Below are 12143 nucleotides of genomic sequence, written 5' to 3'. Positions count from 1 at the left end.
CAGTATACCTACAGGGTGATTTAATCCGGTCCCCTGCGAAACGCATTCATATCATGGATCAATGTCTTCACGCTGTTAATAAAAGAATCAAAGGCTCCGAATTCATATAGATTTAAAAACAGCATACCAATGGGCACTGCTAAAATCATACCGGCAATCCCACTGATCTTAAATCCCAAATATAAAAACAGCAGCGTCATGAGGGGGTCAAGACCCATGGTGTCCCCTACGATCTTTGGCTGTATGACCTGCCTTAATACCAGGGTCAGAACATAGATGACCACCAGGCCGACACCAAAGGCATACTCACCTGCAACAAGGCGGACCAATGCCCATGGAATCAGAATGGTGCCGGTACCTAATATCGGAAGAAAGTCAAGAAGCGCTATAATAACTGCAAGAAGCAGCGCATATTTTATTCCCAATATCAGAAATCCTGCCGCCAGTACTGCTGCAATGATAAACATGATTTTAAACTGGGCAAGAAAATAACCGCTCACCAGACGCTTTGCATCCTTCTTAAGATACTGGTAATATTTTGTCCCTCCCTCCGGTATATACCGGCGAAGCACTTCCATAATCCTATCCCGATCCACAATAAACAGATAGGATGAAAAAATCGTAACTATGGTATAAACCAAAGCTGCCGGAATGCTCTTTACCACATTTCCCGCCACCGTCACCGTAGGAGAAGCGATCTTCTGAACCATCACATTTAAATATTCGCCCATGTGGGTAAAAAACTGGTTCACAGAAACTTGAATGTTCTGAGGCAAAAACTGCAAAAGCCTCTCCACCTGCAAAAGCAGCTTCTGGGTCTCGATCCAGGCAGATTCATAATACTTGGGAATATCTCTTGCAAATCCGGCCGCTTCATAAACCAGCTTAGAGATCAGGAAATAAAGCACCGTGATAATAAGGGCCAGCACTGCAACTACGATGAGCACAGAACTGTGTTTCCTGACAATCTTCAAATGTTTCTCAAGGAAGCGCACCAAAGGATTTGCAATGATCGCAATGATCCAGCCAATGACAAAGGGAAGGAAGAAATTTAAAATCTTCGGTCCCCATACACAAATCAAGTATACAAATAAAATCGGTATAACAATATTGAGAATCAGTCTGCAATACTTTCTAACTTTTTCCATTTTAATCACCCATTATATGATACTACTTAAAAGTCTTCCTGGCAAACAAAAAAAATCTAAAGAAATTCTTTTAAAAAAGTGTACAGCCCTTCCATCTCCTCATCTGTTCCTATGGAAATACGCAAATGATTGTCAAGTCTTGGCTGATTAAAATACCTGACATAAATATCGTTTTCCCGGAGAGCCTTGTAGATCTCCTCTGCCCTGCGTTCTTTATGAGAGGCAAAGATGAAGTTTGCCATGGAATCCGGGAAAGTAAATCCAAGTTCCCCAAGCCTTTTCTTAGCCTGTTCCCTTGTGTATATGATCTTATCCAGGGTTTCCTTAAAATATTTATCATCTTCAAGGGCTTTTGCTCCCAAAACCAGGGAAGGAATATTCATGGTATAGGAATTGTAGGAATACTTCACGTCATTCAGCGCACGGATCAGATCCGGATGTCCGTAAGCACAGCCGATTCTCATTCCGGCCATGGAACGGGATTTGCTGAAGGTCTGCACCACCAGGAGATTTTCGTATGTTTCAGTCAGCCTTATGGCGCTTTCTCCGCCGAAATCAATGTAGGCTTCGTCCACAATCACCACTGACTCCTGGTTATGGGCTATGATATCTTCCACTTCAGAAAGGGGCATAAGAATACCGGTGGGCGCGTTGGGATTCGGGAATATGATTCCCCCATTTTCCCTGTAATAATCTTCCTTCCGGATACGAAAATCCTCATCAAGGACGGGTGTTTCATACGGAATCCGGAATAAATCCGCCCAAACCTTGTAAAAGGAATAGCTCACATCAGGAAACAGGAGAGGTTTCCCGGAATTGAAAAAGGTCATAAAAGCTACGGCGATCACATCATCAGAACCTACACCTACGAAAATCCGGTCCTCTTCGATCTCATAAACATTTGAAAGGGCTTTAATAAGAACTGTGGCAGCCGGATCCGGATATTTGCGGAGCCAGTCGCAGTCCATCTGTGCCAAAGCCTGCTTAACGCCGGGAGACGGGGGATAGGGATTTTCATTGGTATTTAACTTAATTAACTTCTCTCCTTTTGGCTGCTCCCCTGGCACATAAGGGGCAACTCTGCGGATGTTGGCTTCCCATGGCTTCATTATGCTTCCTCCCTTTTTCCTGTAAGGCCATACTCCTCTGCTATCTTCTTAAATGCAGGCAGAGAGCGTTGGATCTGCTCATAGGATACGCAATAAGCGATCCTTACATAACCCGGACATGCAAAAGAAGTTCCAGGCACCAAAAGCACCCGGTGCTCTTTGCAGGACTGGCAGAATGCCTGATCATCAACAGGAGTTTTTACAAATAAGTAAAAAGCTCCTTCCGGTTTGATGCAGTCAAATCCATATTCCTTTAACTTGTTGTAGAGAAGCTCCCTGTTCCTGTCATAGGCTTCCAGATTTACCTGGCTATCCACACAGCGGACGATCACCCGCTGCATAAGGGAAGGTGCATTGACGCAGCCCAGCACACGGTTGGCAACAGAGACAGCAGCTATGACCTTTGGGGAATCCTCCACTTCGTCGGGAATTACCAGATATCCGATCCGTTCCCCAGGCAGGGATAATGATTTGCTATAAGAATAGCAGACTATGGTATTATGATAAAACGGTGTGACAAAAGGAACCTCCACCCCGTCATAAGCCAGTTCCCGGTAAGGTTCATCAGAGATCAGCACAATCTGGGTATCAAGCTCTGTTTCCTTTTTCTTAAGGATGCCTGCGATCTCACGGAGAGTTTCCGCAGAATAAACCACGCCGGTAGGATTATTGGGAGTATTGATGATCACTGCCTTTGTCTTAGAGGTGATCCGCCGTTCAAACTCCTTTAAATCAGGCTGAAAGGTGGATTTATCCGGAGGTACTGTCACAAGCACACCGTCATAATTCCGGACATAAGAACCGTATTCCATAAAATACGGCGCAAACACCACCACTTCATCGCCGGGATCCAATATGGTTTTTAATATGACGTTCATTCCGCTGGCCGCTCCAACGGTCATAAGGATATTCTCCAGACGAAAATGAGTTCCAAACCGCCTGTTTAAGGACTGAGCAACTGCTTCTCTCGCATCCTCAAATCCTGCATTGCTCATGTATCCATGAATGAAAGTGGTTTCCTCTTCCCTGATAATGTCAAGAATGGCCTGGTTTACTGCCGGAGGAGCCGGTACATTGGGATTTCCAAGGCTGAAATCATAGACATTCTCACTGCCGTACACGGCAGCCAACTTCTTTCCTTCTTCAAACATGGCACGGATGGCGGAATTGTTTTCTACAAGGGGTCTCATCTTGTCTGCTATCATAATCTTATTCCTTTCCCTGAAGTGATTTTATCTTCGCTCTCTTGCGCTCATTATATCATGAACCTGCGGTTCATGATCAACATTCGCCGTTCGCGCCGATGAGCAAGCTCATCTTCGCTCTCTTGCGCTCATTGTATCACAAGTGTAGGAAGCGGTCTATTCCAATTTCACATTTTCTCTATCTGAAAGCTTACTGGACTGTACCAGAGCCAATCTTGCCTTATCACAGCAATCTTCAAAATTCTTGTCCTGCGCCTCGATCACAGCAAAGGCGGTATTGATCCAAAACAGCGGTTCTTTCTCATTTCCCTTAAGTTCCCGGGTTAAAGCATTCGCCACCCGCTTTAGCTTATGTTCCATATCACTGCTCCGGATATTTTTGCAAAGTACCATTGCTTCATATACACCGTTCAGGCAGATGATATCATCTTCCCTGAAAAAGCGCTTTAAGCAGTCCACATAAGGTGCAAAAATCGGTTTTTCAGCCTTACAGCCTTTTTTGCTTATATCTTCCGGTCCCTGGATCTCAAACAGAACTAAAGCAGAAGGCTGGAAGCGGCGGCGCTTCACATAAGTCTCCATCATGGAAACGGCGGCATGACGGTCCGGCAGCCTCTCAAAGGAAAGGTCTCTCCCGGAAAGCCTCAGCACATCTCCCAATATTTTCTGGGAGTCCTCAAGCTTCTGGCGCTGCTCCATCTGCTCAGTCGCATCCCTTACCGCTCCATAGTACAAACGGTGTTCATCCTGTTCCCTTAAAAAGAATACGCGAAGATGTACCCACATCAGTTCCCCGCTTAAACGGTACTGCCGGAAAATACCTTCCCCTCCCCGGATCGGATTGCTGTATGCGTTCTCAAATATATTCAAAACCCAGTCTCTGTCATCTTTATAGATCCGGTTTAAGAGAAACCACCTGCGTTCTTCCATATCCCCCGGATTATCCCCTGTAATGCGGTAATATTCCTGATTTACCCGGAGAACCTCGCACCGGTCCTCATTCACTTCATACAGGGCGATTGCTCCAAGCATGTTATTCAACATCGCCTCACTGGTGATGTTCTCATTAAATAAGTCCTCCAGTTTCAGCTGCCCCAGCTGGCGGGCCTGGATCCCACCGTAATCTACGTGATCCTCCTGCATCAGGAGCTGCTCCGCTTCTTCCACAGGAAGCGGCTTATAATAATAATATCCCTGCCCGTAAATACAGCCGATATTTCTTAAAAAATCCACCTGGTCCTTTGTTTCGACTCCTTCCGCAATGATCTTCATCTGCATGACCCTGGCCATTCTCACTATGGTCTCTAAAATTCCCATTCCACGGCTCTGGCTGTTCTCATTCATATCCAGGAATTTGGTGTCGATCTTAATGACATCAACATTGACATCTTTGAGCATGTTAAGTGAGGAATAACCGCTTCCAAAGTCATCCATGAACACCGGAAAGCCTGCCCTGCGCAGGTCCTCCAGTACCCTTTGCATCTTATCATCATCCTCTGCATAGGCACTTTCCGTAATCTCGATTTCCAAGTACCTTGGATCGATTTCGTACCTCTCCACCAATTCCTTGAATTTCTCCACAACATCAATGGCATAGATATCCATGCGGGACATATTGACGGAAATGGGTATCAGCTTTTTCCCAGCCTTACCCCATTTGTTTAATTGTCTGCATACCAACTCCCAGATATAAATATCCAGATAAGTGATAAACCCATTCTGTTCCAAAAGCGGTATGAATTCTCTGGGAGAGATCAGCCCGCGTAAGGGATGCCGCCATCTGACCAGGGATTCCAGACCGATGATCTTGCCTGTAAGCATATTGCATTGGGGCTGAACGTAAAAAATAAACTCCTTTTTTTCCAGTGCGCTCTGAATTTCCGAGAGAAGGATCTGATCATTTTCCATTTTTTGTTTCATGCCAGGGTCATACCAGCCGATTCTCTTGGCATAATTGCCCTTTACGGAGTTCAGTGCGATCGCTGCCCTGTCATACATCATACTGACGGAAAGGCTGTGATCCTCGATCCGGTAGACGCCAAATGCCGGAAGAAATCCCGCATTTCCGCCATATTGTCTGGCATAGTAATTGATCTCGCCTTCCAGGTTTTTTAAAATGGAGATATCTTCCGGAAGGATGACGACAAAATCGTCGCCTCCCATATACCCTGCAATGGAACCATACAGCAGTTCTAAGGACTTCAAATATTTTCCGATCTTTATCAGGAACCGGTCCCCTTCCTCTTCCCCATACCATTCGTTAAAAAGCTTAAAATGCTCAATGTCAATGGCCACCATAAAATATCTTGTGCCGGATCGAGCTTTTAAAAGCTGCTCCGCTTTTTCAAAAAAAGGACCGTATCGGAAAAGCCCTGTCATGGAATCCGTTTCTTCCCGCTTTTCCTTAAGCTTTTTCTTTTCTTCCTCTTCCTGTTTCTTTCTTATGTCAACATCCTGGACATAACTCATGATAATAGGGTCCGCACAATCCCCGCACCGGAACAAAACAGCAATCACACTGGTCCAGCAATAACTTCCGCCCACCAGCAGCCTGCGGAATTCTCCCCTGATGATCTTTCCGCTGGCATGCAGGCGGTCCAGCAGGGTAGGCCCATCCCAGAATTCCAGGAACCTCTCCCTGTCTTCCGGGTGGATCATGAAATCCGCCACCTCCCGGCACATGGCGTCTAACTGTCCTTCCAGTTTTGGAATCCTGAATTTATCTTTCTGATAAAACAGGATCCTATATGAATTTGCTGCAATGTTCATTTCAAAAAGTTCATCATAAACGGTGTTGTCCGTCAGATGATAAAAGAGATTTTTATTCTTTTCAGCCACCGGCCGGAACATGATGAGCCTGCATCCGTCATGTCCTGGCCAGTCAATTGTGCCTGAGGATACATCCATCCAAAGCTCTGAGGCAGAATTATATAATATCGCATGCCCGGACTTTCCTCCTGTACCAGGACAGTCTTTACAGGGTTCCAGTCCTTTCCCAACCCCCTGATAACAGTACATACCTTCTCTTAAATCCGGATAATATGATTTAGCCGCATCATTGAGATAAATGATTCTGTAATCCTGGTTAACTATGTAAATACCGGCTTCTGCATTTTCAGCCGACATAAGATTCATAAGCCCCCGCCTCTCCTGCATCACATTATCTGCGACCATATAAATTATTGTAATATTATAGTATGAAAACGCTATTTCCGTCAACCGGTTCAGCCCCAGATCATGAAACAGGAACACGAAAGAGGCACTACGATCCTCCGTTTATCCCAGACCAGCAGTTCCCTCCTGCTCTGAGTTTACGGTGATCGTCGTGCCTCTTTGCCAATCTGTTATATTTTACTACCGAAGTGCCCGCAGCTCCTCCGTCATTTCATGAGAAAGGGTGAATCTTCCCACGTAACCGACTTCCCCTGTCATCAGTACGCTGCCATCCTTTTCAATTTCCACCTCAAGCACGCCTCCCGGCATGTGCACGTACATCTTGGGATCTGTAAGCCCCATGCGGTATGCCGCACCAGCCGCCGCACAGCCGCTGGTTCCGGAGGCAAGGGTATATCCTGCTCCCCGTTCGTAAATCTCAATTTCAATATTAGTCCTGTCCACAACCTTCAAAAGCTCCGTATTAATCTTTTCCGGGAAATAATCGGCTGTTTCTGAATGCTTTCCGATCCGGCAGGCCAGTTCCTTTGATATGTCATTCAGCCAGATGACGCAGTGAGGATTGCCTATGGTCACACAGGTGACCCGGTAAGGGATGCTTCCAAACATCAGGGTTTCATTCAATACCTCTCTCCTCGGCCCTGTTACAGGAATTTCATCGCTGAAAAAGCTTAGTTTTCCCATGGACACCTTTATTTTGGTCCCGGACTCATTTAAGTACTGGATCGTCTGCTGCCCGCTTAACGTATTTACAATAAAGCGGTTTTTCTGCACGTATCCCGCATCCTTTAAGTATTTTCCAAAGATCCGGACTCCGTTGCCGCTTAACTCTGCTTCGCTTCCATCAGGGTTTAAAATCTTAAGCTCCAGTTTATCCTGCCCCAGAATCGGACCTACCAAAAGCCCGTCAGATCCTACACCAAAATTCCGGTTGCAGATCAGCCGGACACTTTCCTCTGTCAGCTCCAATTCATTTTTATTAGGATCAAAGATCAGATAATCATTGCCCAGTCCATGGTATTTTTCCAATGTGATATTCATGATAAAACTCCTTTCCCGTGTCTTGCAATATCCTCACATAATTCATAATATGAAATTCCGGCAGCTAAAGCTTCCTGCGGAAGAAGGCTGAAAGGCGTCATTCCCGGCAGCGTATTGGCCTCCAGACAGGAAAGGCTGCCATCTTCCTCCATGATGAAATCTACCCTGGAATAATAGCCAAGTCCCAGAGCGCGGTGGACTTTTAAGGCCATAAAGCCCATGGCCTCCTCCTCTTTTTCTGTCAGCCTTGCCGGAGAAATCTCCTCTGTCATACCTGCCTGATATTTATTTTCATAATCATAAAACCCTGACTTTGGTATGATCTCGATTGGGGGAAGGGCCCTTTCTCCCAGGATTCCAACAGAAAATTCCCTGCCAATAATTTTTACTTCCGCCAGTATCCGGTCTTCATAGGAAAAGGCAGAATCAAGGGCCGGCTCCCATTGTTCCTCCTTATCCACCATGGTAATGCCTACGCTGGATCCGCAGCCGCATGGTTTTACCACACAGGGGAATGAAAACGGTTCCAAAGGCTCTCCTCTCGTATAAACGCGCCAATCCGGGGTTGGTATGCCTGAAGCTTTCATCAGGAGTTTTGCCATGGGCTTATCCATGGCTTTTAAGCACCCTTCATAACCAGTTCCTGTATAGGAAATGCCATAGGCATCAAAAACGGCCTGTATCTGTCCGTTTTCCCCCGCACCTCCGTGCAGTGCCAGAAATACTACATCTGCCTTACTGCAGATTTCAATGACCCGGTTTCCTATATATCCTTCTCCCTTTCGCTCTTTACTCAAACGGTCAAGCTCCGGTACCTTTTTTCCGATTTCCCAGGAAAGGTCTGTACCATCTTTAAGGCTTTTAAAGCAGACCGCTTCTCCGTCAGCAACTCCCAGATAAGAATCCAGCAGGTAAACCTCATGTCCGTTTTTTATCAGGGCGTTTGTGATCATCGCACCTGAAGATAATGAGACTTCTCTTTCCGGGCTGTAACCGCCCGCCAACACGACTATTTTCATTCTTGTCTTCCTTCTGTTCCTGCACATTTGTTTTATATACTCCATTATATACAGCACTATTTATCATTTCCATCAATATAATGCTTTTTTTATTGCAAATTATGTTGTATTATAAAAGGAAGCATACAGGAGGTTTAAGATTGGCATGGACAACTACGAAAAGCGCGGATATTTAAACAGTGATTTCCGGCTGTTTCATCTGACCGATACAATAAAACAGGATTTTGAATACCATTATCATGATTTTGATAAAATCATCATATTCATCCGGGGATCTGTGACTTACCGGATTGAAGGATGCGCTTATAAACTGAAGCCTTATGACATCATACTGGTCCGCCATAACGATATCCACAAGCCTGACATCGATCCTTCGGTGCCTTATGAAAGGATTATCGTCTATCTTTCTCCCGGCTTCTTACTGGCTTACCGGTCCGACAGCTATGATTTGAGCACCTGCTTCCAGAAATCGAAAGAGCTTCACTCCCACGTCCTGCGGATTCATTCCATGGAAAAGAGCGGCTTATACCGCACATTGGCGAACCTGGAGTATGCCTGTACCCATGATGGATATGCCAGGGATTTGTACTGCCAGGTGGTTTTTCTGGAATTCATGATTCAGTTAAACAGGGCCTCCCTGGCCAACCGGGTACAATACCTGCCCCCTACCACCGGTGACAGGCGCATTATAAACATTATGGACTACATCAACAATCACTTAACAGAGGAGATAACCGTAGAAACAATTGCAGAGGCCTGTTATATCAGCCGCTATCACCTGATGCACTTATTCAAAGGGGAAACCGGCTACACTCTGTTTGATTATATCACGGAAAAACGGCTGACTTTGGCAAGGGATCTTTTAAGAACAGGAATTCCGGTTACCGAAGCATGTTTTGCCAGCGGTTTTAAAAATTACTCAACGTTTTTCAGAGCCTATAAAAAACACTATCACGTTTCCCCATCTGAAGCCGTAAAAGAACGTGTAAATATATAAGTTTTTCTTAAGCTTTCTCTGCCTTTGTTGAAATGGTCAGGGCGTCATGCTATTCTAAGGATATCACATGATTCTTAGAAATATGCTGATAAAAGGAGGGGTTCCATGAGAATAAGAAAATGGGGATTTATTCCGTCTCTTCTGATCGTTTTCTGCTTAAGTGCATGTTCAAACAAGTCCGCAGCAACGGCTCAGAACGCCGCATCGGATTATGGGGCTGCCATGCCTGCAGAGATCAATGACTCGGTTAGCGCAGACAGCAAGTATGAAAATGAGACGGAGGAAAAGCCGGTGACATCACTGGCAAGCGAAACCGGAAGCAGCCAGATGCTGCCGGCTGGAAGAAAGCTTATACGTAACATATCCATGAACGTGGAAACAAATGAGTTTGAAACACTTCTTTCAAACCTGCAGTCCAAAATTACACAGCTTGGCGGATATGTGGAACAGTCCGACATGTCAGGCAGCCGCCAGGACCGCATGGGAAGTCCGGGCCCAAGATTTGCCAATATGACCGTCCGGGTTCCCGTAAACCAGATCGACAGCTTTATTGATACCGTAGAAACAAACGGAAATGTTACAAACAAATCCGAATCCACCCAGGATGTCACGCTGCAGTACAGCGATCTGGAAAGCAGAAAGAAGTCTCTGGAAATAGAGCAGGAAAAGCTGTGGGAATTCCTTGAAAAAGCGGAATCAATTGATACGGTCATCACCCTTCAGCAGAGGCTTTCCGAGATACGCTATCAGTTGGAATCCATGGAATCCCAGCTTAAGCTTTTTGACAATCAGGTGGATTACAGTACGGTTTCCCTCAGTATCAGGGAAGTCACCACGTTTACTCCCATTGCTCCGGAATCAGCCGGAACCCGTATAAGCAATGGATTTACAAGCAATCTTAAGCTTTTTAAGGACGTCGTGTTAAGCCTTACGATCGGCATCATTACCACTATCCCATTCTGGTTCCCCATTGCAGCCATTGCCTCTGCCATTATCTTCTTCTGCCGGCGCAAAAAGAAAAAACTCCCTGCCATCCCTCTTACCAAGGAGGAAAAGGAGACTTTCGGCACACCTAAAGTTTGACATCAAATCATACCAAATAAAAAAAAGCTCCCGGATTTTTCCAGGAGCTTTTTTATTGTCATCCGTGTCATCCATGCCTTCCATTGTTCTTCCACGAACAGAAAGCGAATAAAATCCCTGTCATTCCAAAATAAAACCAGGTGGAGGGATTGCTGAACCAGGTCGTGAAAAAAGAAAGGATCATATACATGGCAAATTGGGCATAGAACAGATAGCCGATGGGATTGCGGATACGCTTTGACATCCTCACCAGGAAAAACGCAATTCCCCCAAGAATACATCCAAAAAGCAGGACGCCCACGATGCCGAAATCATAAAAGGAATCATAAAACAGGGTAACCGTAGTCAATTCCTCTTTTGTCACATAGATGGGAAAGTCCACAAGGGCCGGGACAAGGAATTTAAGTCCTGTAAGAGCCCATAAGGGAAAGAGCATCCGAAGACCAAAGGTATGGGACGGAAGCCACTCCACCAGACAGTTAAAATTGTCGTAGTTGTTCGCAATGTACATATAAGGCTGGGTGATAAAAATGGGCATCTGGCTGTTTTTCATCTGAAAAATACCATTTAAGTAAGAGACATCATGGCCTCGTGCAATGGTGAGGATCACATAAATGGGAATCATGCCGATCGCTAAGCCCACCCCATAAGCGATCTTCAGCCTGTGCTCCATCGCAATATAGGTGAGAACTGCCAATCCTACAGAAAGGATCAGCTGGAACCTGGACACGCATAAAATCGGAATCAAACATGCGATGACGTCCATAAGTATAGCCAGAATCAGCCTTAAGCCGTTTCTCCCTTGTTCTATGCAAAAATAAAGGACCGACAGCGCAGGCACCAGCACGCAGGATACAGTGAAATAGTGAATTCCTGTTATGTGGAACGTAGAGTAAGCATGGGGCACTCCTTTCACAAAGAATGGGATGAACCCCAGTACCGCCGCCTCAACGATAAAACCGGCAAGGGATACAAAGGTGACAAAAACCATGGATAGAAACAGAGGCCTTTCATAGCCTTTAAAACTGAACCAGCTGGAACGCTGCCCTCCTGATTCTCCCTGCAGCTTTGCAAAAAATTCAAAGGTGACCCAAAATCCCAGGAATGCTACCAGAAAGCAGAGCCACGTAATAATATTCCAGTCAAAAGAAAGCTCTGAGAGCTTTAAACAGGCGATGCCTTCTCCTCCTACCCAGAACAGAGAAAACAATCCCCTTAAATGAATGATATTCTCGGTCCGGCGGTAATCCCGCCAATACAGGAAAAGAGCTGCCAGTATTAAAATAATACCAGACAGCCAGTAGAAACCTGCTCTTGCAAATAAATAAGACGCTCCATAGCTGATCAGATAAACACTCATCACAAAA

9 protein-coding genes are annotated in these 12143 nt (G+C 45.5%); 2 read left to right on the top strand and 7 right to left on the bottom strand.

What is annotated here, in order from left to right; genetic code table 11:
* Positions 1-20: 20 nt before the first annotated feature.
* The 6 genes from ytvI to RT269_RS05070 form a co-directional block, all read right to left on the bottom strand.
* Positions 21-1148 (bottom strand): sporulation integral membrane protein YtvI, encoded by a 1128-nt coding sequence (ytvI, locus tag RT269_RS05095; protein WP_313180976.1) that lies wholly within the window; start codon positions 1146-1148, stop codon positions 21-23.
* A gap of 56 nt (positions 1149-1204) precedes the next feature.
* On the bottom strand, positions 1205-2257 hold the full coding sequence (gene hisC / locus RT269_RS05090) for a histidinol-phosphate transaminase (RefSeq protein ID WP_313180975.1): 1053 nt from the start codon (positions 2255-2257) through the stop codon (positions 1205-1207).
* Positions 2257-3462, bottom strand: coding sequence for a pyridoxal phosphate-dependent aminotransferase (locus RT269_RS05085; protein ID WP_313180973.1), 1206 nt, complete (start codon positions 3460-3462; stop codon positions 2257-2259). Before RT269_RS05085 ends, hisC begins: the two co-directional genes overlap by 1 nt.
* Positions 3463-3618: 156 nt before the next feature.
* Positions 3619-6597: an EAL domain-containing protein gene (locus tag RT269_RS05080; protein ID WP_313180971.1), complete on the bottom strand. Its 2979-nt coding sequence runs from the start codon at positions 6595-6597 to the stop codon at positions 3619-3621.
* A 219-nt stretch (positions 6598-6816) separates the two neighbouring features.
* The gene (dapF, locus tag RT269_RS05075) at positions 6817-7677 is read right to left on the bottom strand and encodes a diaminopimelate epimerase (protein WP_313180970.1); all 861 of its coding nucleotides are present in this window, start codon (positions 7675-7677) and stop codon (positions 6817-6819) included.
* Positions 7674-8696 carry a D-alanine--D-alanine ligase family protein gene (locus RT269_RS05070; RefSeq protein WP_313180969.1) on the bottom strand — a complete coding sequence of 341 codons (1023 nt, stop codon included), beginning with the start codon at positions 8694-8696 and terminating at the stop codon, positions 7674-7676. Before RT269_RS05070 ends, dapF begins: the two co-directional genes overlap by 4 nt.
* A 145-nt stretch (positions 8697-8841) precedes the next feature.
* Between RT269_RS05070 and RT269_RS05065 the strand changes: the two genes are divergently transcribed.
* Both RT269_RS05065 and RT269_RS05060 read left to right on the top strand, forming a co-directional pair.
* Entirely contained in the window at positions 8842-9693 is an 852-nt protein-coding gene (locus RT269_RS05065) for an AraC family transcriptional regulator (RefSeq protein WP_313180968.1), read from the top strand.
* A gap of 105 nt (positions 9694-9798) precedes the next feature.
* The gene (locus tag RT269_RS05060; RefSeq protein ID WP_313180966.1) at positions 9799-10776 is read left to right on the top strand and encodes a DUF4349 domain-containing protein; all 978 of its coding nucleotides are present in this window, start codon (positions 9799-9801) and stop codon (positions 10774-10776) included.
* Between the two features lie 67 nt (positions 10777-10843).
* Here the strand turns inward: RT269_RS05060 and RT269_RS05055 are convergent, their stop codons facing one another.
* Positions 10844-12136: an O-antigen polymerase gene (locus RT269_RS05055; protein WP_313180965.1), complete on the bottom strand. Its 1293-nt coding sequence runs from the start codon at positions 12134-12136 to the stop codon at positions 10844-10846.
* Positions 12137-12143 lie beyond the last annotated feature (7 nt).

It is taken from the genome of Lacrimispora sp., from assembly GCF_032078915.1.
Classification (GTDB): Bacteria; Bacillota; Clostridia; order Lachnospirales; family Lachnospiraceae; genus Lacrimispora.
This window is presented reverse-complemented; position numbering and strand designations above follow the sequence as displayed.

What these genes read in the sequence shown, in the direction of transcription:
- ytvI (WP_313180976.1), bottom strand. Translation starts at nt 1,148, where the DNA reads ATGGAAAAAGTTAGAAAGTATTGCAGACTGATTCTCAATATTGTTATA.
- hisC (WP_313180975.1), bottom strand. Translation starts at nt 2,257, where the DNA reads ATGAAGCCATGGGAAGCCAACATCCGCAGAGTTGCCCCTTATGTGCCA.
- RT269_RS05085 (WP_313180973.1), bottom strand. Translation starts at nt 3,462, where the DNA reads ATGATAGCAGACAAGATGAGACCCCTTGTAGAAAACAATTCCGCCATC.
- RT269_RS05080 (WP_313180971.1), bottom strand. Translation starts at nt 6,597, where the DNA reads ATGAATCTTATGTCGGCTGAAAATGCAGAAGCCGGTATTTACATAGTT.
- dapF (WP_313180970.1), bottom strand. Translation starts at nt 7,677, where the DNA reads ATGAATATCACATTGGAAAAATACCATGGACTGGGCAATGATTATCTG.
- RT269_RS05070 (WP_313180969.1), bottom strand. Translation starts at nt 8,696, where the DNA reads ATGAAAATAGTCGTGTTGGCGGGCGGTTACAGCCCGGAAAGAGAAGTC.
- RT269_RS05065 (WP_313180968.1), top strand. Translation starts at nt 8,842, where the DNA reads ATGGACAACTACGAAAAGCGCGGATATTTAAACAGTGATTTCCGGCTG.
- RT269_RS05060 (WP_313180966.1), top strand. Translation starts at nt 9,799, where the DNA reads ATGAGAATAAGAAAATGGGGATTTATTCCGTCTCTTCTGATCGTTTTC.
- RT269_RS05055 (WP_313180965.1), bottom strand. Translation starts at nt 12,136, where the DNA reads ATGAGTGTTTATCTGATCAGCTATGGAGCGTCTTATTTATTTGCAAGA.